The 22,603-nt window shown below is 53.0% G+C and carries 17 protein-coding genes, 3 tRNA genes and 1 pseudogene; 11 read left to right on the plus strand and 10 right to left on the minus strand.

The window, feature by feature from the left end:
• Window positions 1–176: 176 nt before the first annotated feature.
• Complete coding sequence (locus tag A3466_RS09845) at window positions 177–461, minus strand: YfcZ/YiiS family protein (protein ID WP_063450431.1); 285 nt, start codon at window positions 459–461, stop codon at window positions 177–179.
• Window positions 462–833: 372 nt separating this feature from the next.
• Here A3466_RS09845 and fadL point away from each other — a divergent pair, with 372 nt between their 5' ends.
• Entirely contained in the window at window positions 834–2,117 is a 1,284-nt protein-coding gene (fadL, locus tag A3466_RS09850; protein ID WP_063450432.1) for a long-chain fatty acid transporter FadL, read from the plus strand.
• 44 nt (window positions 2,118–2,161) lie between these two features.
• On the opposite strand, the gene mlaA is transcribed toward fadL, so the two are convergent.
• The gene (gene mlaA, locus A3466_RS09855; RefSeq protein WP_003861365.1) at window positions 2,162–2,914 is read right to left on the minus strand and encodes a phospholipid-binding lipoprotein MlaA; all 753 of its coding nucleotides are present in this window, start codon (window positions 2,912–2,914) and stop codon (window positions 2,162–2,164) included.
• Window positions 2,915–3,228: 314 nt separating this feature from the next.
• Here mlaA and A3466_RS09860 point away from each other — a divergent pair, with 314 nt between their 5' ends.
• Together A3466_RS09860 and A3466_RS09865 are read left to right on the plus strand one after the other, a co-directional pair.
• A complete protein-coding gene (locus tag A3466_RS09860; protein ID WP_063450433.1) occupies window positions 3,229–4,158 on the plus strand; it encodes a formate/nitrite transporter family protein in 930 nt (309 codons plus the stop codon).
• A gap of 75 nt (window positions 4,159–4,233) precedes the next feature.
• Window positions 4,234–4,305: transfer RNA gene (locus A3466_RS09865), tRNA-Arg, on the plus strand.
• Between the two features lie 13 nt (window positions 4,306–4,318).
• Here the strand turns inward: A3466_RS09865 and A3466_RS09870 are convergent.
• Window positions 4,319–5,483: pseudogene (locus A3466_RS09870) on the minus strand (diguanylate cyclase).
• Window positions 5,484–5,751: 268 nt separating this feature from the next.
• Between A3466_RS09870 and lpxP the strand changes: the two are divergent.
• Complete coding sequence (gene lpxP, locus A3466_RS09875) at window positions 5,752–6,672, plus strand: kdo(2)-lipid IV(A) palmitoleoyltransferase (RefSeq protein ID WP_167349523.1); 921 nt, start codon at window positions 5,752–5,754, stop codon at window positions 6,670–6,672.
• A 359-nt stretch (window positions 6,673–7,031) separates the two neighbouring features.
• The gene (gene ypdK, locus A3466_RS23130; RefSeq protein ID WP_099458937.1) at window positions 7,032–7,103 is read left to right on the plus strand and encodes a membrane protein YpdK; all 72 of its coding nucleotides are present in this window, start codon (window positions 7,032–7,034) and stop codon (window positions 7,101–7,103) included.
• A gap of 58 nt (window positions 7,104–7,161) precedes the next feature.
• Here the strand turns inward: ypdK and alaC are convergent, their stop codons facing one another.
• Complete coding sequence (alaC, locus tag A3466_RS09885) at window positions 7,162–8,397, minus strand: alanine transaminase (protein ID WP_063450436.1); 1,236 nt, start codon at window positions 8,395–8,397, stop codon at window positions 7,162–7,164.
• Window positions 8,398–8,783: 386 nt separating this feature from the next.
• Between alaC and A3466_RS09890 the strand changes: the two genes are divergently transcribed.
• A complete protein-coding gene (locus tag A3466_RS09890) occupies window positions 8,784–10,481 on the plus strand; it encodes a sensor histidine kinase (RefSeq protein ID WP_063450437.1) in 1,698 nt (565 codons plus the stop codon).
• Between the two features lie 13 nt (window positions 10,482–10,494).
• Window positions 10,495–11,226: a LytR/AlgR family response regulator transcription factor gene (locus A3466_RS09895; protein WP_063450438.1), complete on the plus strand. Its 732-nt coding sequence runs from the start codon at window positions 10,495–10,497 to the stop codon at window positions 11,224–11,226.
• Window positions 11,227–11,261: 35 nt separating this feature from the next.
• On the opposite strand, the gene glk is transcribed toward A3466_RS09895, so the two are convergent.
• A complete protein-coding gene (gene glk / locus A3466_RS09900) occupies window positions 11,262–12,227 on the minus strand; it encodes a glucokinase (protein ID WP_063450439.1) in 966 nt (321 codons plus the stop codon).
• A 204-nt stretch (window positions 12,228–12,431) separates the two neighbouring features.
• On the opposite strand from glk, the gene A3466_RS09905 reads away from it, so the two are divergent.
• Window positions 12,432–13,667, plus strand: coding sequence for an ion channel protein (locus A3466_RS09905; protein ID WP_063450440.1), 1,236 nt, complete (start codon window positions 12,432–12,434; stop codon window positions 13,665–13,667).
• Here A3466_RS09905 and ipdC read toward each other — a convergent pair whose 3' ends face one another.
• Window positions 13,668–15,326 (minus strand): indolepyruvate decarboxylase, encoded by a 1,659-nt coding sequence (ipdC, locus tag A3466_RS09910; RefSeq protein ID WP_063450441.1) that lies wholly within the window; start codon window positions 15,324–15,326, stop codon window positions 13,668–13,670.
• A 186-nt stretch (window positions 15,327–15,512) separates the two neighbouring features.
• On the opposite strand from ipdC, the gene mgrA reads away from it, so the two are divergent.
• Complete coding sequence (mgrA, locus tag A3466_RS09915) at window positions 15,513–16,511, plus strand: L-glyceraldehyde 3-phosphate reductase (protein WP_063450442.1); 999 nt, start codon at window positions 15,513–15,515, stop codon at window positions 16,509–16,511.
• 126 nt (window positions 16,512–16,637) lie between these two features.
• Complete coding sequence (gene ypeC, locus A3466_RS09920) at window positions 16,638–16,985, plus strand: DUF2502 domain-containing protein YpeC (protein ID WP_063450443.1); 348 nt, start codon at window positions 16,638–16,640, stop codon at window positions 16,983–16,985.
• A 33-nt stretch (window positions 16,986–17,018) separates the two neighbouring features.
• On the opposite strand, the gene A3466_RS09925 is transcribed toward ypeC, so the two are convergent.
• Window positions 17,019–18,257, minus strand: a complete 1,239-nt coding sequence (locus A3466_RS09925; RefSeq protein ID WP_063450444.1) for an Nramp family divalent metal transporter — start codon at window positions 18,255–18,257, stop codon at window positions 17,019–17,021.
• A gap of 345 nt (window positions 18,258–18,602) precedes the next feature.
• On the opposite strand from A3466_RS09925, the gene nupC reads away from it, so the two are divergent.
• Window positions 18,603–19,790, plus strand: a complete 1,188-nt coding sequence (gene nupC / locus A3466_RS09930; RefSeq protein ID WP_063450445.1) for a nucleoside permease NupC — start codon at window positions 18,603–18,605, stop codon at window positions 19,788–19,790.
• Window positions 19,791–19,835: 45 nt separating this feature from the next.
• Here the strand turns inward: nupC and A3466_RS09935 are convergent, their stop codons facing one another.
• The 3 genes from A3466_RS09935 to A3466_RS09945 all read right to left on the minus strand — a co-directional run bounded on the left by A3466_RS09935 (window position 19,836) and on the right by A3466_RS09945 (window position 22,429).
• The gene (locus A3466_RS09935) at window positions 19,836–22,025 is read right to left on the minus strand and encodes an EAL domain-containing protein (protein ID WP_063450446.1); all 2,190 of its coding nucleotides are present in this window, start codon (window positions 22,023–22,025) and stop codon (window positions 19,836–19,838) included.
• Between the two features lie 211 nt (window positions 22,026–22,236).
• Window positions 22,237–22,312: transfer RNA gene (locus A3466_RS09940), tRNA-Ala, on the minus strand.
• A 41-nt stretch (window positions 22,313–22,353) separates the two neighbouring features.
• A tRNA-Ala gene (locus A3466_RS09945) sits at window positions 22,354–22,429 on the minus strand.
• Between the last annotated feature and the right edge of the window lie 174 nt (window positions 22,430–22,603).

Raw genomic sequence — 22,603 nt, forward strand, 5'->3', positions numbered from 1 at the left:
ACTATTTTTTTACATTGAGCCAATCGGGGAAGCGAAAAAGTGCGAGCTAAGACACAGAGAAAAAAAAAGAAAATGTCCAGGGTAAAAGCAAAACGGTAACCCGTGGGTTACCGTTTTTAGTGTTTGCGCCCTCTCCCGTGAGAGAGGGTTGGGGTGAGGGCACCAGACCGCAGGAATTAACGCAGGCCCAGCTGGAAAATCAGCGTTTCAGCTTCGCAGGCGAACACGAAGTCGATATCCAGCTGCACGCCGCCATCCACTTCCGTAAAGGTAGATTTAATGTCACACGGATCGGATTCCACTTCGCGCGCACGCTGGGTCAGCGCCGTCAGCGTCTCTTCCGCTTCAGCGCGGTTGCTGAAGACGCGGCTGTAAGAGGCGGTGCAATCGGTGTTGTCCATGATGGTGCCAACATCCATACAGCAGCAAACCGGGGTTTCATCAGCACTGCATTTACTCATAGCTCAATTTCCTCTGTATTCGCGCAGCGCGCGAGATAAACACGATGCGACTATTTTACGCCCCCGGACGAGCCCCCTCCAGCCGTTAATGGCGCAAAATCGGATAAGTGAGCAATATCACACTAAAAAATGATCTAAAACAAAATTCACCTTTTCAGATGATTCGCACTGGTCACAATTTTGCCAACCAGATCTCGTTTCAAGAAACATATCTGAAAATATTAATAAACAAACTTGCAACATCCCAGCTGGTCAGACCTATACTCTCGCCACTGGTCTGATTTGTAAGTCATACCTCAGACCCTACACTTCGCGCTCCTGTTACGGTATGTAACAATTATTGAATAAAAATAACTCAATGAGGTTATGGTCATGAGCCAGAAAACCCTGTTCAAACAAACTGCTTTAGCAGTTGCAGTGGCAATCGTCTCAACGTCCGCCTGGTCAGCGGGCTTCCAGTTAAACGAATTTTCTTCCTCTGGCCTTGGCCGTGCGTATTCCGGGGAAGGTGCGATTGCCGATGACGCAGGCAACGCAAGCCGTAACCCGGCGCTGATCATGATGTTTGATCGCCCTACCTTCTCTGCCGGTGCGGTTTACATCGATCCTGATGTCAACATCTCTGGCAAATCTCCGTTCACCGGCGCGGATCTAAAGGCGGATAACATTGCGCCTACGGCGTGGGTGCCTAACCTGCACTTTGTTGCGCCGATTAACGAACAGTTTGGTTGGGGGGCTTCTGTTACCTCTAACTATGGCCTGGCAACGGAGTTCAATAACGATTATCCGGCCGGGGAATACGGCGGTAAAACCGATCTGACCACCCTGAACCTCAACCTGAGCGGCGCCTATCGTCTGAACGACAGCTGGAGCTTTGGTCTGGGCTTTAATGCCGTTTACGCCGACGCAAAAATCGAGCGTTATACCGGCGAGCAAACCGCTGCGCTGCCGAAAAACAGCAACAAAATCGCCAGCCTGAAAGGTGATGAATGGGGCTACGGCTGGAACGCCGGGATCCTGTATGAACTGGATAAAAACAACCGCTGGGGTCTGACCTATCGCTCAGAAGTGAAAATCGATTTCGATGGCGATTACAAAAGCGGCATCCTGAGCCCAGTCAACGGTATGGTTCCGGGCGCAGGCACCACCATTCCATGGGGTACCTCGAATCAAACCGTACCGGGTTCACTGTCGCTGCATCTGCCTGAAATGTGGGAAGTGTCTGGTTACAACCGCGTTGCGCCGCAGTGGGCGATTCACTATAGCCTCGCGTATACCAGCTGGAGCCAGTTCCAGGAGCTGAAAGCCACCGGCAGCAACGGCCAGACCCTGTTCTATAAGGACGAGAGCTTCCACGACGCATACCGTCTGGCGCTCGGTACAACCTACTATATGGATGACAACTGGACGTTCCGTACCGGTATCGCGTTTGATGACAGCCCGGTCCCGGCTGATAAACGTTCTATCTCCATTCCGGATCAGGACCGCTTCTGGCTGAGTGCGGGTGCAACCTATGCGTTTAACGAGAATGCGTCCATCGACGCGGGCGTCTCTTATATGCACGGTCAGAAAGTGACCTTCCAGGAAGGCCCTTACGAGTTTACCTCTGAAGGTAAAGCGTGGCTGTTCGGTACCAACTTCAACTACGCGTTCTAATCCCAACACGATTAAAAAAGGTGAGCATCGCTCACCTTTTTTATTTATTCCGAATCAATATCTTTTAATTCGTTCTCGATGGCTTTCGCGTTCGGATTATCTTCCGGCTTCAGCTTACCGCCGTTGGCAATAAAGTCGTGGTTCTGGAAGTAGGCCTCACGCACCATAATGTACGGATCAGAAGACTGACGCAGCAGACCGTCAGAGTCCAGCAGTTGCGCACGTGTTTCAATCCCTTCCACGGTCCATTTACCAATCGACAGCGGCCAGGTGAGCCATGACAGCACCGGATACAGCGTATCCACCATGTCGCCGCCATCGTCACGTACGGTGAAGCTGCCGTAGAACGGCAGGTGCACATACGGACCATAACCTACGCCATAATGCCCCAGCGTACTGCCGAAACGGTGCGGCTGTTCACGCTGTAGTTTCGGGTTAGCCATGCCTGCGACATCAATTAAGCCGCCCATGCCCAGCAGGGAGTTTAGGAAGAAGCGGGTGAAATGCACCATCCCCTGATACGGGTCGCCCTGGAGGAAGTAGTTCACCATCACCGCTGGCTCTTCGAGGTTACTGGTAAAGTTGCTCAGGCCGTTTCGCGCTGGCTGCGGAACGTAGTCACGCCATGCCACGGCAACCGGACGAACCAGGTACGGATCCAGCACATTATAGTTAAAGCTGTACATTGAACGGTTAAATCCTTCGAGAGGATCGGAGCGTCCGGTTTGCTCGCCAGAGCTGGCGCAGCCCACAAGCATCGTCACGCCCAGCGCAAGCGCCGACAGCCGAAGTTTCATACATTTCTCCCTGTTCAATATGGCTATCGTTGAATGCCATCTGTAACGGAGCAGGTGACGCTCCGCCTGAAACGTGCAAGTGATTGTAACAGCACGCTTACCGATGTCTACGAGGACAATGACGACCCGCTCGCGTCATCACGCTAATTTCAGCATAGCCTGTCTTTAAGAATTCGTTTCGCCGGCAATTTTATATTGGCTTTGAAAGAGATGTCTCACCTTTATTGCCATTTTCTGCAATTTAAGAGCTTCTCCACGGGCAAGGCGCTAAAAGCCGCTACGCTTAAATGAGCGATAACCCCGAAGGAGCAGTTATGAAAGACATTAACGAAGAAAAAATTGGCGAGAACAATGAAGAACCTGAGATTGAGAGCGAGGAGAAAGACCGGGGCGAAGAGATAGAAGTCGATGAGGATCGCCTGCCGTCGCGCGCCATGGCCATTCATGAACATATTCGCCAGGATGGCGAAAAGGAGATGGAGCGTGACGCGATGGCCCTGCTGTGGTCAGCCATCGCAGCCGGTCTGTCGATGGGCGCATCGCTGCTTGCCAAAGGGATATTTCACGTGCAGCTGGAAGGCGTGCCGGGCGGGTTTCTGCTCGAAAATTTAGGCTACACGTTCGGCTTTATCATCGTCATTATGGCGCGGCAGCAGCTTTTTACCGAGAACACTGTTACCGCCGTACTGCCAGTCATGCAAAACCCCACCCTCGGAAATTTTGGCTTACTGATGCGCCTGTGGAGCGTCGTGCTGCTGGGGAACCTCATCGGTACGGGCGTAGCCGCCTGGGCCTTCGAGTATATGCCCATATTTGATGAACCGACCCGTGACGCATTCGTGAAGATTGGGATGGATGTGATGAAAAACACGCCGGTTGAAATGTTCTCTAATGCCATTATCTCCGGCTGGATCATCGCCACTATGGTCTGGATGTTCCCGTCAGCGGGCAGCGCGAAAATCGTCGTGATTATCCTGATGACCTGGCTTATCGCACTCGCGGATACCACGCACATCGTTGTCGGGACCGTAGAAATCCTCTATCTGGTGTTTAACGGCACCCTCCACTGGAGCGACTTTTTCTGGCCGTTCGCCCTGCCTACCCTCGCAGGCAACATTTGTGGCGGAACCTTTATCTTTGCACTGCTGAGCCATGCGCAAATCCGTAACGACATGTCCAACAAGCGTAAAGCCGAGCTTAAAGCTCAGGAAAAAAAGGATAAAATAGCCGAAAAATCGGTGTGAACGGTGACTCTTTGACCAGTCAGGCGGCAATGCGCTTAACGAAAAGTGTAAATAACGTTATACTCTTGCCGCTTCGTCCCCTTAGTTAAATGGATATAACGAGCCCCTCCTAAGGGCTAGTTGCAGGTTCGATTCCTGCAGGGGACACATCTGTTTTTCCTTATGCCCCCCTCCAAAGCTCCATGCAGTTCCGGCCACGCCGTTTCGCGCCGTATAAGGCTTCATCCGCAGCCTGAATTAACCGTTCGTGATCAGGATGACCGTTAAACATCGCAGCGCCTATCGAGAGTAAGAGCGGGATAATCTCGCCGGTTGGGGAGTTAACCTTGATTTTTTCCACCCGTTTGCGAATGCGCTCGGCAATACGCAGCGTATCCACTTCCGAGATTTCCGTCAGCACAATCAGAAACTCATCCCCGCCGTAGCGAAAAACGTAATCACAGGTTCGCACGTTGTCGTAGAACGCGCCGGAAACTTTTCGTCGTCCCCGGTATTGTGTCCCCAGGTATCATTGATGTGTTTAAATTTGTCGACATCAATCAGCAGCGTTGAGAGCATTTTCCCGGCCCGGGTGGCGTGCAGGATTTCGCGTTTGAAGAGGGTTGGCAGGAAACGGCGGTTCAACAGACGGGTCAGGACATCCACTACCACCTCGTGCCGCGAAACTTCATCAAATAGCTCGCGCAGCAGGGTGATGATTTGCGAGAGGGTATTCCGCATTCGCTGCAAGAATTTATCCCGGAGCACTTTATCATTCAGATCCTGCCCTGACAGACGGACCTCGTTAAAAAGGTCATCAAATTCCTGAATCAGACGAGAGATATGCCCGGCCTCAGCGATCCCGCTGAAATAGTGGCGACCTTTATGGCTAAACCACAGTCCAAATTCAGACTGACCCAGAGGAAGACTGTTGCCGATACTGGAATTAAGGGTGATTTTATACAGCAGCACCATTTCCCATGACAGCAACGCCGCGGTCTGTCTTTCCTTCTACTCTTCTACGTTCTCCATTAAGGAAAAGATGCGGTAATTCTCATCTTCCTTCGCCGCATTGTTCTCGCTAAAACCAGAGGCCCGTGACATCACTTCCATGGCCAGATCGATACTGTTTATCGCATAGTGATAAATATGCAGCTTCACCTCGGGCGTATGGGCGCTGGTAGTAATGACAGGTAACAGCAGCTTTTTCACCACACGATAAAATTCAGCAGCCAGCGGCGATGCGTGTCCCTGGCAAGCTCAGTCGCAAGGCGATGCACGTCGGGATCGGTCTCATTAATCAGCTTCACCCACTCTTCTTTCACCGTTTGCAGGTAGGTTTCCATGATCTGCTCCTTGAGGAGTCATGCTGGAACGCAAATTTAACAATAGCAAAATCAACCCTCTCCGCAATTGTCGCTTTTTTAAGCAAAAACGAGTGATAGCTCATATTGTATAACGGTGCTACATTATGCCGCCCACCCAAGTCAGCAATGGCCAGGCAACGTCGTAAAGAACGGTAAAGCCTGCAACCATGACCTCGTCCTACGGTCTTAATGGCACGTGGTATCGCGAAGTCTGCGCTACCTTAACAGGCTTTACAAAGGTTCCACTATTTTGTCTCAATCCAAATTTCAGCGGGCGTTTCTGCACCCGCGCTACTGGTTTACATGGTTCGGCCTTGGCGTACTTTGGTTGCTGGTCCAGCTTCCCTATCCCGTGATCCGTTTCCTGGGTTCAAAGCTCGGCAGCGCATCGCGTCACTTCCTTAAACGTCGTGAGTCCATTGCCCGAAAAAACCTCGAACTTTGCTTTCCGCACTACAATGCGCAGCAGCGCGAAACGCTGATTGCAGAAAATTTTAAATCTATCGGTATGGCGCTGCTTGAAACCGGTATGGCCTGGTTCTGGTCAGACGAACGCGTCCGTAAATGGTTTGACGTGGAAGGTCTGGATAACCTGAAGCGTGCCCAGCTGCAAAAGCGCGGCGTGATGGTTGTTGGCGTACATTTTATGTCCCTTGAGCTGGGCGGCCGCGTTATGGGCCTCTGTCAGCCGATGATGGCAACCTATCGCCCGCATAACAGTGCGCTGATGGAATGGGTACAAACGCGGGGACGCATGCGCTCCAACAAGGCGATGATCAGCCGTAACAATCTGCGCGGTATGGTGGGCGCCCTGAAAAAAGGTGAAGCCGTCTGGTTTGCCCCGGATCAGGATTACGGTCCTAAAGGCAGTAGCTTTGCCCCTTTCTTCGCGGTTAAAGATGTCGCTACGACAAACGGTACCTTTGTGATTTCACGTCTGTCAGGCGCCGCGATGCTGACGGTTACCATGGTCCGAAAAGCCGATAAGTCAGGCTATCGTCTGCACATATCCCCAGAAATGGCGAACTATCCTGAAGATGAAAGTGAAGCCGCTACCTTTATCAATAAGGTGATTGAATTCGAGATTATGCGTGCACCTGAGCAGTATTTGTGGATGCACCGCCGCTTTAAAACCCGCCCACTGGGCGAAGCTTCACTCTATATCTAAACCCTTCCGAAGGTTAGTTTCGTTAAGAAACTAACCTTTTCAAACACCTGTAATCGCCGTGCGTAACGGTTTCTATCAACCGTCGCTCAATACGCATTTATTGCGTACTGAAATCAAACTGTCGCCGTTCCACGACACTCGTAAGTGTAGGAAATTATTTAAAAAAATGCCTCTTGTCACTCCTGAATTTTAGGCGTACATTAGCGCCGTCTGGCGACAGGAAAGCACAGAATTCAGGGCTGAAGTTAGCGACGGAACGGGATAAATCCGATTTCCCCTTTCGCATGATTTCAACTCTCTATACTCAGTTGGACTCTGTTTTTTTAATGCGTACCGGAAGATACGCGGAGCGATGAAACGTGAAATATTTCTTTATGGGCATTTCGGTTATTGTTTTAGTTTGGGCCGGAACGTTTGCTCTGATGATCTAGTTAAGAAAATGCAGTCAAAAAAACAGGCGCCGTTGGCGCCTGTTTTTTTTGGTGTCCGTTAAGACTCAGCTTGTTCCGTAATGCTCTTCGCTGCGAGCAAACCATCCGCGCGGAACATGCTTTTGATCCCCCGCACAGCCTGACGGATACGGTCGCTGTTTTCGATCAGCGCGAAACGCACGTGCGTATCACCGTAGTCACCAAAGCCGATGCCCGGAGAGACGCACACCTTCGCGCCCTGAAGCAGTTTTTTGGCAAATTCCAGCGATCCCATCGCCGCATACGGCTCGGGGATTTTCGCCCAGACGTACATGGAAGCTTTAGGCATTTCCACCATCCAGCCCGCTTCGTGAAGCCCTTTGACAAGCACATCACGGCGGCGTTTGTACTGGGCGGCAATATCAAGTACGCACTGCTGATCCCCTTCCAGCGCCGCGATGGCCGCGACCTGCAATGGCGTAAAGGTGCCATAGTCATGGTAGCTTTTAATACGTGCCAGGGCGCTCACCAGCGTTTTGTTCCCGACCATAAATCCAATTCGCCAGCCCGCCATGTTGTAGCTTTTCGAGAGCGTGAAAAACTCAACCGCCACATCACGGGCACCCGGTACCTGCATAATGGACGGCGCTTTCCAGCCATCATAAACGATATCGGCATAGGCGAGATCGTGTACCACCAGCACGTCGTAACGCTTAGCCAGTGCAACCACTTTCTCAAAGAATTCGAGTTCAACGCATTGTGCCGTTGGGTTAGACGGGAAGCCGAGGATCATCATTTTCGGCTTTGGATAGCTTTCACGAATCGCCCGTTCCAGCTCGTTAAAGAAGTCGACGCCTTCCACCAGCGGAACAGAACGAACCTGCGCGCCGGCAATCACCGCCCCATAAATATGAATAGGGTAGCTCGGATTCGGCACCAGGACGGTATCGCCGTGATCCAGCGTCGCCAGCATCAGGTGGGCCAGCCCTTCTTTCGAGCCAATGGTCACGATCGCCTCACTTTCGGGATCGATATCCACCTGATAACGATCCTGATACCAGCGAGAGATCGCCCGACGTAACCGGGGAATACCGCGTGAGGTCGAGTACCCGTGGGTATCAGGACGCTGGGCAACGGTGCAGAGTTTCTCAACGATATGCGGCGGCGTTGGGCCGTCAGGGTTACCCATACTGAAATCGATAATGTCTTCGCCGCGCCGACGCGCAGCCATTTTCAGTTCAGCAGTGATGTTGAAAACATAAGGGGGGAGACGATCGATACGCGTAAAACGGCGTTCAGGACTGAATTCAGCCATAGATTCCTCAGAGTCACGTTAGCGCCCGGACCGTCCGAGCGACGCTGCCACCCGTGTGGCGTGCTTAGAAAATAACCTGAAGAAAAAGACGCTGTCGAGAGGGTAATGACAAAATAAAATTTTGCGCTAAAACGGGGACGCGATAGCAGTGAAAAGCGGAACTCTTTACGCGAACAGGCAGTTTTAAGCGCTACGATTTAACACGTTGTTATCAGTATCGTTACCGTACTTTTTACCTCAAACGGAAACTCACCGTCTTTCAGTCAAAAGCGAACAATCCCCTTTGGAAATTATGGTTTTTCCTCATTTGATAAATCTGACGGATAGCTGGTCATCAGGCCCCATGTTTTCTATCATAGATTTTTCCCGTTTTCCCAGGCCTGACCGTGCACGAAATCTTCAATATGCTCCTGGCGGTGTTCGACCGCGCGGCATTAATGCTGATCTGTCTCTTTTTCCTCATCCGCATTCGCTTGTTTCGCGAGCTTTTGCATAAATCAGCCCACTCGCCAAAAGAGCTGCTGGCCGTCACGTTTATCTTTTCGATGTTTGCCCTGTTCAGCACCTGGTCCGGCGTGCCGGTAGAAGGATCGCTGGTAAACGTGCGCATCATTGCCGTGATGTCAGGCGGGATACTCTTTGGCCCCTGGGTCGGGATTATTACGGGCATTATCGCCGGGACCCACCGATACCTGATTGATATTGGCGGCGTGACGGCCGTCCCCTGCTTTATCACCAGCATTATTGCCGGGATACTCTCCGGCTGGATTAACCGCAAAATCCCGAAAAAGCAGCACTGGCGTGCGGGGATTATCGCAGGGATGGTCTGCGAAACGCTGACCATGATCCTGGTCATCGTTTGGGCGCCCACCGTTGCGCTGGGGCTGGATATCGTCTCGAAGATCGGGATTCCGATGATCCTCGGGAGCGTCTGTATCGGTTTTATCGTGCTGCTGGTGCAAAGCGTGGAAGGTGAAAAAGAGGCCAGCGCCGCGCGTCAGGCCAAGCTGGCGCTGGAGATTGCCAATAAAACGCTGCCGCTTTTCCGACACGTTAACGCCGACTCTTTACGTCAGGTTTGCGATATCATCCGCCGGGACATTCATGCGGATGCGGTCGCTATCACCAATATTGACCACGTGCTGGCTTACGTTGGCGTTGGTGAGCACAACTACCGCGACAGCGACGATACCATCAGCCCCACCACCAGACAGGCAATTAATTACGGAAAAATCATCATTAAAAATAATGATGAAGCCCACCGAACGCCAGAGATCCACTCTATGCTGGTGATCCCGCTATGGGAAAAAGGGGTCGTCACGGGGACGCTGAAAATTTACTACTGTCATGCGCACCAAATCACCTCCTCGCTTCAGGAAATGGCGATTGGCCTGTCGCAAATTATCTCTACCCAACTCGAAGTGTCGCGTGCGGAGCAGCTGCGCGAGATGGCAAATAAGGCAGAACTCCGTGCCCTGCAAAGCAAGATCAATCCCCATTTTCTGTTTAACGCGCTAAATGCGATCTCCTCCTCCATCCGTCTTAATCCGGACACCGCGCGGCAACTGATTTTTAATCTGTCACGCTATCTGCGCTACAACATTGAGCTAAAAGATGACGAGCAGATCGACATCAAAAAAGAGCTGTATCAAATTAAGGATTACATCGCGATCGAGCAGGCACGCTTTGGCGATAAGCTCACGGTTATTTACGATATTGATGAAGAGGTCAACTGCGTGATCCCAAGCCTGCTGATCCAGCCGCTGGTGGAAAATGCCATTGTTCACGGTATTCAGCCGTGTAAAGGCAAAGGCGTGGTCACGATTAGCGTGACGGAAAGCGGTAACCGCGTGCGCATCGCCGTGCGCGATACCGGACACGGCATCGATCCGAAAGTCATCGAGCGCGTCGAGGCAAATGAAATGCCGGGCAACAAAATCGGGCTGCTGAACGTGCACCACCGGGTCAAGCTGCTGTTCGGTGACGGGCTGCACATTCACCGTCTTGAGCCGGGCACCGAGATTGCTTTTTATGTTCCGAATGAGCGAACGCCCGTTAATGCCCCCATTTCCTTGTTGCCGTAGGCCGGAGTAACAGATGAAAGTCATCATTGTAGAAGATGAAATTCTGGCTCAGCAGGAGTTGAGCTGGCTTATCAAAACCCACAGCCAGATGGAGATTGTTGGCTGCTTTGAGGACGGTCTGGACGTGCTGAAATTTTTGCAGCATAACCGGGTCGACGCGATTTTTCTCGATATTAATATTCCGTCGCTGGACGGCGTCCTGCTGGCGCAAAATATCAATCAGTTCGCCCACAAGCCGTTTATTGTGTTTGTCACCGCGTGGAAAGAGCATGCCGTGGAAGCCTTCGAGCTCGAGGCGTTTGACTACATTCTCAAGCCGTACCAGGAGTCGCGTATTATCAGCATGCTGCACAAGCTGGAAGCCGCATGGCAGCAGCAGACGCTGCCCGCCAGCACCAGCCCGGCAGCGCGGGAAAACGACACCATTAACCTGGTGAAAGACGAACGGATCATCGTCACGCCTGTCGACGATATTTATTATGCCGAAGCGCATGAAAAAATGACGTTTGTCTATACGCGGCGTGAATCCTACGTCATGGCGATGAACATCACCGAATTTTGCAATAAACTTCCGGCCGCCCGCTTCTTCCGCTGCCACCGTTCGTTCTGCGTCAACCTGAACAAGATCCGCGAAATCGAGCCCTGGTTTAATAACACCTATATTTTGCGTCTGAAGGATCTGGATTTTCAGGTGCCGGTTAGCCGCAGCAGGGTGAAAGAGTTCCGCCAGCTCATGCACCTGTAGTGCGTTCCCTCTCCCGCAGGAGAGGGAGACGGGCGTCAGAGGATCTGGCCAAGCACCTGGCGCAGATGCGCACCGGAGCCAAGCAAGCCTGGGTTGTCGTGGACAATCAGGTAAACCGGAATGTCCTGCACGTAGCTCCTGAAGCGGCCTTTGTCTTCGAAGCCGCCGCGGAAGCCGGAGGCGGTAAAGAAATCGAGGAAGCGCGGCACGATCCCGCCCGCAATATAGACCCCGCCAAAGGTGCCAAGATTCAGCGCCAGGTTGCCGCCGAAACGCCCCATAATGACGCAGAACAGCGACAGCGCACGGCGACAGTCAGTACAGCTGTCGGCCAGCGCGCGTTCGGTCACGTCTTTAGGCCGCAGATTTTCCGGCAGACGGCCATCTGATTTCACAATCGCCCGATACAGGTTCACCAGCCCCGGGCCAGAAAGCACGCGCTCGGCCGATACGTGACCAATCTCGGCGCGTAGCTCCTCAAGAATAATGCCCTCTTCTTCGCTGTTCGGCGCAAAATCCACGTGACCGCCCTCGCCCGGCAGGCTCACCCAGCGTTTGTCGACGTGAACCAGGTGCGCCACCCCCAGACCGGTGCCCGCGCCGTAAACGGCAATCGGTTTACCTTCAACCGGGGCCGTACCGCCGAACTGAATCAGATGCTCTTGCTTAAGCATCGGAATAGCCATGGAAACCGCGGTGAAGTCGTTAATGATTTCGAGGTGCGAGAAGCCGAGGTTCTTTTGCATTTCGGCAATTGAGAAGGCCCATGTGTGGTTGGTCATCGCGACCCAGTCGCCGGTGATCGGACAGGCGATGGCGATACAACCGTCCTCAACGCTCACTTTATGCTCTTCCAGATAGACGCGTACCACCTCCTCCAGGCTTGGGTAATCCAGCCCTGAATAGGTTTTCGCCTGAGAAATTTCACCGCTGTTCACATCGCACAGGGCAAGGCGAGCGTTGGTGCCGCCCACATCACCTACCAAAGCATACTTTGTCATTCTTCTACTGCTCCGCTAAAGTCAGAATAAATCTTTGGGACACTGTAAATTCAAGGCGTGATAACAACAACGACCAGAAGGTGACTGCCCATGGATTATCGATCTTCGTCACATAATAACTTTACCGTTTCAGCACCTTTTGCACTATTGCCACAATGCTGATTGTGCAAAGTAACGTTAAGCCGTTTTTACAAGGAAATCATCATGCTCCATCCGCGAGCCAGAACCATGCTGTTATTGGCCGTCCCGGCGCTGATTATTGGCGTGGCGTCGAGCCTGGTGCTCATCGTCGTCATGAAGGTGGCATCGGTGCTGCAATCGTTGTTGTGGTCTGCGCTGCCGGTGAAGCTTGGCATCAGCATTGACTCGCCGGGTTGGATCATGATGATGCTGACCCTGACCGGGATTGCCGTAGGGCTGGTGATCCGCTATAGCCCGGGACACGCCGGGCCGGATCCGGCGCTGGAACCACTGATTGGCGCGCCCGTTTCGCCTTCTGCCCTGCCGGGGCTTATCATCGCGCTGATTATCGGCCTCGCCGGCGGCGTGAGCCTCGGGCCTGAGCACCCCATTATGGCGGTCAACATCGCGCTGGCGGTCTTCCTGGGGGCGCGTCTTTTCCCGCGCGTTGGCGCGCTGGACTGGACGATTCTGGCCTCCGCCGGCACCATCGGGGCGCTGTTTGGCACGCCGGTAGCCGCCGCGCTTATCTTTTCCCAAACCCTGAGCAGGGACAATGAGGTGCCGCTGTGGGACAAACTCTTCGCGCCGCTGATGGCCGCCGCTGCCGGGGCGCTCACCACCAGCCTGTTTTTCCATCCTCATTTTTCGCTGCCCATCCCCCACTACGGTCAGATGCAGCTCGCCGATATTTTCAGCGGTGCCGTCGTCGTCGCGATAGCCATTGCACTGGGGATGGTCGCGGTATGGTGTCTTCCGCGCCTGCATCGCCTGATGCACAGGCTGAAGCATCCGGTGCTGATTCTGGGTATGGGCGGCTTTAGTCTGGGCGTTTTAGGCGCCATCGGCGGGACGGTTACGCTGTTTAAGGGGCTGGACGAGATGCAGCAGCTGGCCTTCAGCCAGGTCTTTAGCGTTTCAGATTATCTGCTGTTCGCGCTGGTGAAACTGGCGGCGCTCGTGGTCGCTGCGGCCTGTGGTTTCCGGGGCGGTCGTATCTTCCCGGCGGTCTTTGTTGGGGTCGCGCTGGGGCTGATGCTGCATGAGCACGTCGACGCAGTCCCTGCGGCGATTACCGTCTCCTGCTCCATTCTGGGGCTGGTACTGGTGGTCACGCGCGATGCGTGGCTAAGCCTGTTTATGGCGGCCGTTGTCGTGCCGGATACCACGCTTCTGCCGCTGCTCTGTATCGTGATGTTGCCCGCCTGGCTCCTGCTGGCGGGCAAACCGATGCTGATGGCATGGCGAAACGACAGGTAATCAGGCGTTATTGCGCGCCTCCAGCGCTTTGGTCAGCGCGCTCAACAGCGGCGGAATATCGGCTTTCGGCAGCATCACCTCGATCAGCGACAGCCGCTCGTGGTGTGCCACTTTATCCAGCACTTCTGCCAGCGCTTCCGCTTCGCTGACCTGCCAGCACTCTGCCTGAGGCGCCAGGCTCAGCGCCTGCGGGATCTGCGTCCAGTTCCAGAGGGCGATATCGTTATAGCGCTGCTCCGGCCCGTGGATAGCCCTCTCGACCGTGTACCCTTCGTTGTTAAGCACCAGAATAATCGGGCGTTGCTTGTCGCGCAGCATTGAGCCCAGCTCCTGAATGGTCAGCTGCGCGGCGCCGTCGCCCGTCAGGACAATCACGCGTCGGTCCGGACACGCCGTTTGTGCGCCAAAAGCTGCCGCCAGCGTGTAGCCAATCGAGCCCCACAGCGGCTGGACGATAAAGTTGACGTCTGCCGGTAAACGCAGATCGATAGCGCCAAAAGCAGATGTTCCCTGGTCAGCCAGAATGATATCGCCGGGACGAATAAACGCTTGCAGGGTACGCCAGAAGCTCTCCTGCGTCAGAGACCCTTCGATAGTGGGGAACGAAAAGCCGTTGTTATCCGATGACGTTCGCGTATCACGTACATGCGTTTTACACAGGGCCGTTAGCGTTTCAATCGCCTCCCTCATCGGGATGCCCGTAAACCAGACGTCACCGACGCGGGCAGCGTGGGGCTGAACCTCTATCGTCTGGGCTGGCGTCAACTGATGGGTAAATCCGGCGGTGAGCGTATCGGTAAAACGCGTGCCAATGCACAGCACCGTATCGGCACCCTCGATCGCCTCTTTGACCTGTTCGGCGCTTGCCGACCCGCTATAGGTACCGTAAAAGCCGCTCTGGCGTTCGTCAAAAATGCCCTTACCCATCAGCATCGTGGCGTGAGCCATTGGCACCGCTTTGACCCACTTCTGAACGGCGTCTCTCAGGCCGTGGCGCAGCACCAGGAAATCCGCTAACAGCGCGGTGCGTTTGCTCATGGACAGACGCTTTTCGGCAGCCTCACGGAACGCCTGCAAGCAGGCTGAATCAGCGGGTGCGGGATGCAGAGTGAGAGCGCTTACAGGGGGGGTAGCGGCTTTTTTCGCCACATCGGCGGGCAGCATAAGGTAGCCCGGACGGCGCTCCCTCAGCATGGTGGTAAGCACCCGGTCAATTTCATAGCAGGCGTTTTGTTCGGTGAGCACCGCCTGTGCGACGGTGATGGGTTCGCTCATATGGTAGAAGTGGCGGAACTCGCCGTCGCCTAACGTATGGTGCAATAACTCTCCTCGTTGCTGTGCCGCCATACCCGGGGCCCCCACAATATGGAGCACGGGAACATGTTCGGCAAAGCTGCCTGCCACACCGTTCATGGCGCTTAATTCCCCAACGCCGAATGTCGTCAGCAGCGCGGCAAAGCCCTTACAGCGGGCATAGCCGTCAGCGGCGTAAGACGCGTTCAGTTCATTGGCACAGCCCACCCAGCAGATGTCCGGGCTTTCTATCACATGGTCGAGAAATTGCAGGTTATAGTCGCCCGGCACGCCAAACAGATGATCGGCACCGCAATCTGTTAGTCGGTCCAGCAGGTAATCAGCGACGCAATAGGGGGTACGCATATTATAGGTGTCCTTCTGACGTTGACCTCACTCTGAGTATTAAATAAGCGTGAAGCCTGTCCAGAAATGGCGAGAAGTCGAGAATGGAAAGAATGCTTTACGAAAAAAGCTGAGCTATGCTCATGTTCTTCGGGTGAGTGTAAACGTATACACTGATTTTCCTTTTCAGCGCCAGAGGTCTCGTCAATGGGTTATCAGCCTGACAAAAATCGTTATCAGACAATGCAGTATCGCCGCTGTGGACAAAGCGGTCTCAAGCTTCCCGCCATCTCGCTGGGGCTGTGGCATAATTTTGGCGACGCGACGTTGCTCGAAAACAGCCGTCAACTTTTACAGCGCGCGTTCGATTTGGGTATTACGCATTTTGACCTTGCCAATAATTACGGCCCGCCTCCCGGATCGGCCGAACGTAATTTTGGTCGCATTTTGCAGGAGGATTTCCTGCCCTGGCGTGATGAGCTGATTATCTCCACCAAAGCGGGCTACACCATGTGGGACGGGCCTTACGGCGACTGGGGCTCGCGTAAATACCTGATCTCCAGCCTGGATCAAAGCCTCAGGCGTATGGGGCTGGAGTACGTTGATATTTTCTATCACCATCGTCCCGATCCCCAAACGCCGCTGCGTGAAACCATGAAAGCGCTTGACCACGTGGTGCGTCAGGGCAAGGCGCTGTACATTGGTCTGTCCAACTACCCGGCAGAACTGGCACGACAGGCGATTGAAATACTGGAGGATCTGGGCACACCATGTCTGATCCACCAGCCGAAGTACTCCATGTTTGAACGTGCGCCTGAAGCGGGTCTGCTGGAGGTATTGCAGCAAAAAGGGGTGGGATGCATCCCCTTCTCTCCGCTGGCCGGTGGACAGTTGACCGATCGCTATCTGAACGGCATCCCGGCGGATTCTCGCGCGGCAAGCGGCAGTAAGTTCCTTAATCCTGAGCAAATCACCGACAATAAGCTGGAAAAAGTGCGTAAGCTGAACGCGCTGGCGCAAAGCCGGGGGCAAAAGCTGTCGCAAATGGCGCTGGCCTGGATACTGCGTCACGATGCAGTGACATCAGTGCTCATTGGTGCAAGCAAAACCGGGCAAATTGATGATGCGGCAGGCATGCTTGTAAATCGTCATTTTTCCGCACAAGAGCTGAAGACGATAGAAGCGATCCTGTCCAGTTCAGATTAACATTACTTTTAGCAAAAAGTGCTCTCCTTCATGATTTAGGAGTTGAGGCGATGAAACGAATGTTTACCAACTCGTAAAATTGCGTTAACAGGTCGCACAGCGGCCCCGATCGTGAAGGAGAAGAGTATGTTCAGGTCACTGATTCTTGCAGCGGTATTACTGGCTTCGGCCCCGCTGGTCGCCAACGCTGGCGAAATCACCCTGTTGCCATCGATAAAATTACAAATTGGCGATCGCGACAATTACGGTAACTACTGGGACGGCGGCGGCTGGCGCGACCGTGACTACTGGCACCGCCATTATGAGTGGCGTAAAAACCGCTGGTGGAAACACGATAACGGCTATCACCGTGGCTGGGATAAGCGTAAGGCCTACGAACGGGGCTACCGCGAAGGCTGGCACGATCGTGACGACCACCGCGGCGGCAGAGGCCATGGTAAAGGCAGAGGCCACGGTCACGGCCATCATCATTAACAGCAAAAAGGAGCCTCACGGCTCCTTTTTCTTTTACAGCCCTGCCGCCGTGCCTATTAACAACCAGAGGTTTAACGCCACCACCACGACCACAATGGCCCAGCCGGCACGTTTCACCCACGTTGAATTTACCAGATCGCCCATCAGCGATTTGTTGCTGGTGAAGATTAGCAACGGCACCAGCGCCAGTGCAATACCGAAACTCAGCAGTACCTGACTCATCACCAGAATGCGGGTCGGATCCAGCCCCATCAGAATGACAATAAAGGAAGGCAGCATGGTTACCGAGCGGCGAACCCACATAGGAATGTGGAAACGAACAAACCCCTGCATCACCACCTGCCCGGCCAGCGTTCCCACAACCGTCGACGAGAGACCCGCAGCAACCAGGCTTAAACCGAAAATAGTGGCAGCGGCATGGCTCAGCAACGGCTCCAGCGTCAGGTAAGCCTGGTCGAGATCGGCAACCCCGGTATGCCCGTTAAAGTGGAACGCGGCAGCGGCGGTCGCCATCATCGCCAGGTTCACAAATCCGGCAATGGTCATCGCGATCGCCACATCCCATTTCGAGGCGGAGTAACGCTCTTTGCTCGTTCCGCCGTGCAGATTCTGGGTTAAAGAAGAGTGCAGATAAATCACGTGCGGCATGATGGTCGCCCCCAGCACCCCGGCCGCGAGAAAAACGGCTTCAGAGGTGGGTAACGATGGGATCACCATCCCTTTCGTCAGCTGCACCAGATTCGGCTGGGAGAAAACCAGCTCAACAATATAGGCGGCAGCGACGAACAGCAGCAGGCCGCCGATGACTTTCTCCAGCGGTTTTTGTCCCCGCCGCTGGAGCATCAGAATAAGGAACGTGGCGATACCGGTCAGCACGGCGCCCTGTAGCAGGGAGACGCCCAGAATAAGCTTAAAGCCGATTGCCGCCCCGATAAACTCGGCGAGATCGGTGGCCATGGCGATAATTTCCGCCTGGACCCAGTAAAACCATACCGCCGGACGCGGATAGTGATCGCGGATTTGCTCCGCCAGGTTTTTCCCGGTGGCAATACCCAGCTTCGCGGAAAGCATCTGAATCAGCATTGCCATCAGGTTGGCCCAAACCACAACCCACAGCAGCTTATAGCCGAAACTGGCCCCGGCCTGAATATTGGTCGCAAAATTACCTGGATCGATGTAGCCAATCGCGGCAATGAATGCCGGTCCCATTAATGCGAACCGCAGCTTGCGTGCCGCTCTGCCGCTGCTACTCTCTACGCGACTATTCGTCATTTCTGCCTCTGGAAATATAGCCTTTGCTATGTTTTATGCTATCAAAATGAGAATGATTATCAAGTTCATTTGTAATGGTTAACATGATTTCTCTGATAGTCAGGAACAATAGACAGGCAGGTGGAGCAAGGTCACAGAATGTGAAAATGCGCAGACATTTGTGAAGCGTAGCACACAAACTTAACTTTTCACTCATTTACCTAACATAACAAAAATGTATTGTTGATCACTATTTTTGAGACTCGTCACAGGATGTAACTATAGTGTGGGCTTGATCTCGTTTTCTTTGTGCTTGTTACATAGAATGTGCACGGAAATTAAACCTGCCTCATATTTGGAGCAAATATGGACCGCGTCCTTCATTTTGTCCTGGCACTCGTTGTCGTTACTGCACTCGCATTGCTGGTCAGCACAGACCGCAAAAATATTCGTATTCGCTATGTTGTCCAGCTGCTGGTCATTGAAGTTTTACTTGCGTGGTTCTTCCTGAACTCCAACGTAGGCCTCGGCTTCGTGAAAGGCTTCTCCGAAATGTTCGAAAAACTGCTCGGATTTGCCAACGAAGGGACAAACTTTGTCTTTGGCAACATGAACGATCAGGGTCTGGCCTTCTTCTTCCTGAAAGTGCTCTGCCCTATCGTCTTCATCTCTGCCCTGATCGGTATCCTCCAGCACATCCGTGTTCTGCCGGTGGTTATCCGTGCGATCGGCTTCCTGTTATCTAAAGTTAACGGCATGGGCAAACTGGAGTCCTTTAACGCAGTCAGCTCGCTGATCCTTGGTCAGTCTGAGAACTTCATTGCGTATAAAGATATCCTCGGCAAGATGTCCCGTAACCGCATGTACACCATGGCGGCGACCGCAATGTCTACCGTTTCCATGTCTATCGTGGGCGCGTATATGACCATGCTGGAACCCAAATATGTGGTTGCGGCGCTGGTTCTGAACATGTTCAGCACCTTTATCGTCCTTTCGCTGATTAACCCGTACCGTGTGGATGCCAGCGAAGAGAACATTCAGATGTCAAACCTGCACGAGGGACAGAGCTTCTTCGAAATGCTGGGTGAATACATTCTGGCTGGTTTCAAGGTTGCGGTTATCGTTGCCGCGATGCTGATTGGCTTTATCGCACTGATCGCTGCGCTGAACGCCCTGTTTGCGGCCGTACTGGGTATCTCCTTCCAGGGCATTCTGGGCTATATCTTCTACCCGGTTGCCTGGGTGATGGGTGTACCGGCTCACGAAGCGTTGCAGGTGGGCAGCATCATGGCAACGAAACTGGTATCCAACGAATTCGTGGCGATGATGGATCTCCAGAAGATTGCCAGCACGCTCTCCCCGCGCGCGGAAGGGATCTTGTCCGTCTTCCTGGTCTCCTTCGCGAACTTCTCTTCCATCGGTATCATCGCTGGCGCGATTAAAGGCCTGAACGAAGAGCAGGGTAACGTGGTTTCTCGCTTTGGCCTGAAGCTGGTTTACGGTTCAACGCTGGTGAGCGTCCTGTCTGCCTCTATCGCGGCACTGGTCCTGTAATTCATACCGCTGAACGAAAACCGGGAGCCATCGCTCCCGGTTTTTTTATGCTTCCAGCGCCGTCAGAGGCTGGGGTTTACCAATCAAATAGCCCTGCAAATAATCTACGCCAAATCGCAACAACATCTCACGTTGTTCAGCCGTTTCCACATATTCAGCCACCACACACAGCGATTTCGTTTTTGCCATGTTGCAAATGGACTGCACGATCATCGCATCCATGCTGTCGGTGCAGATATCTTTCACGAAGCTGCCATCGATCTTAATGATATCGGCCTCCAGCCGCTTCAGGCGCTCAAAGTTGGCATAGCCGGTACCAAAGTCGTCTATGGCAATGCGGAAGCCGTAATCACGCAGCTGCTGGATATTTTTGATGCTGCTTCCCGAGTCAGAGAAAGCCTGTTCCTCGGTGATCTCAATGATGATATCTTGCGGCGCAATAGCGTAGCGTTCAAAAAGGGCAATGATCTCAGCCGCAATCTCATTTTGCATCAGCGTCAACGGCATCAGATTGACGGAGAAGCGCGTTCCTGCACGTCCGGACGGATGGCTGCGCATCCACATCAGCAATTTTTCCAACACGTTCAGGTCAAACCGGTGGCTCAGGTTGAACTGAGCAATCAGCGGAATAAAGCGGTCAGGGGTGATGATCTCGCCATCGCTTTCCAGCCTGGACAGGATTTCAAAATACCCTTCCCCGCGCGCATTGTGGATTGGCTGGGCGTAAAGGTGAAGACCGCCGATATCAAGGGCGCGTTTTATGCGGGCCAGCATTAGCACCCTGTCCGTCGTCTGACCAGAGACATCATCCAGACTGTTGGTTAACGCCAGAACGTTATGCCCGCCACAGGATTGCTCGGACAGCCAGCTCAGCTGACCCAGCGTGTGGTGCAGGCTTTCCCCATCCGGCACTTCCCCCCAGGAGGCACCAAACTCAATGTCGAGCTCGGTCTTGTTCCAGGTAATCTTACGGCTGTTCAGTTGGTCAACCATATATTGCAGGCGCTCAGCCGTGCCCGGCCCCAGCAAGACCACCACCAGCTCGCTGCCCGGTAGCTGGAAGAGCTTCTCGTCTTTTTGCAATAGCGGTTGCAGCGACGCGGTGATCATCTTTTTACAGTGTACGCGCATGAGGATGCCGTAGTGACGGCTCAGGAATTCCAGATTATCCAGGCGCAGGCAGCAGACTTTAGCCTCAGGATGGTGCTGAAGAAAAACTTCCAGCGCACGAATGTTAGGCAGACCGGTGAGCGGATCGGTAAGCGCCCTCTCCTGCCATCCCTGTTTCAGCCATTCACTTTTCTGGAAGATCCGTGACATATAAAGCAGGCAGATGGCGAAAGAGATGAGCACCGACAGGATAAAGGAAAGTGAGTGACCCGATTCAACGCCATTGAGAAAATTATAATTGTAGGTCAACAGCATGAGCGCCGAAGCCGCCCAGAGCAAAGAGATGAGCGAATAGCTCAGACGACCAATCCCTAGGGTAAAAAGAATAAAAACGATTGGCATCAAATAACCAGCAATAAACTGTGACTCGAATGGCGCGCACAGAATAGCGATCGTCGAGACCAACAGCATCAGCCACACAACGACAAATAACGCTTTTTTGTGACAAAAGAGGGGCTTCACGCTTCGCCGCCAGAATGTTCGGGCATACCGGGGATTAATAATCATTCTTAACGGGTAATAGAACATCATGGTGAAAATCAGGGCGGCACATATCAGGCTTTGAATATCGATAACGTTATAAATTGCCGAGCCTTCGCCGAAATAGGAGGAGATTGTCACCGGGAAATCAAATAAATATCCAGCCAGATACATCGATGATTTGATGCCTACAGGAACCACAAATCCGAGCCAGAAAATACGTATGCCAATGTACTTATTCGGCATGCTGTGTCGCCAGCGCTTGCCCAGCATCAGACGGATGACGCCACAGGCTGCGAAGACGGCAAACGTCTGACAAAGTAATAATACGGAAGATTGTAGTATTGCTAAATTAAAGTAATAAATGTTAGTAACACTAAAACCAATCAGTAAAGGAATGATTGCCCGTCGTCCAAATAACAATACGATGGCGAGCATCGCGCTTAAGGGCAACCACGCTAAATAAACATCATTTTCGTTGACGATAGCGCGCGGGGAGATATAACGGGAAAAGGGGATCGCAATCAGGCTTAACGCCAGGGCAATCATAAATATTTTTACATTATTGTAAATTTTTCTATTCATTAATCCGCGTAATCTATTTAACCATCGTCTTATTGACCGGATGGATAATAGGTTTATTAATTGCACGAATCAAGTTCAGGTCTTTTTATAGACTTGTTTATTGATTTGGATTGAGGTGATGTATAGAAAACGACATTGCTGGCAACAAAAAGAGTCTAAACATTTTACAAGATATAAAAAAACCCCCGTCTTGCGACGAGGGTTTAAATTTTGGTGGAGCTAAGCGGGATCGAACCGCTGACCTCTTGCATGCCATGCAAGCGCTCTCCCAGCTGAGCTATAGCCCCACATGTTACTTTACCTACCGCACTCTGTTGGGTTCAGAGTTTGGTGGAGCTAAGCGGGATCGAACCGCTGACCTCCTGCATGCCATGCAGGCGCTCTCCCAGCTGAGCTATAGCCCCATCGTAAAGCTGTCATGTTGACGGGCGGCATAATATGAATTCCGTCGCAACGTGTCAACGGCAAATTCAGCCTCCGCCTTTCAACCGCCGAAAAATCATGCAAATGAATCACTTTGCGAGCCTGCTCGCAGCCAGGAGTTAAGCTTGTCACGTTTTCACGTAAAACGGTGCTAT

Source organism: Enterobacter genomosp. S (assembly GCF_001631805.1).
Taxonomy (GTDB): Bacteria; Pseudomonadota; Gammaproteobacteria; order Enterobacterales; family Enterobacteriaceae; genus Enterobacter; species Enterobacter quasihormaechei.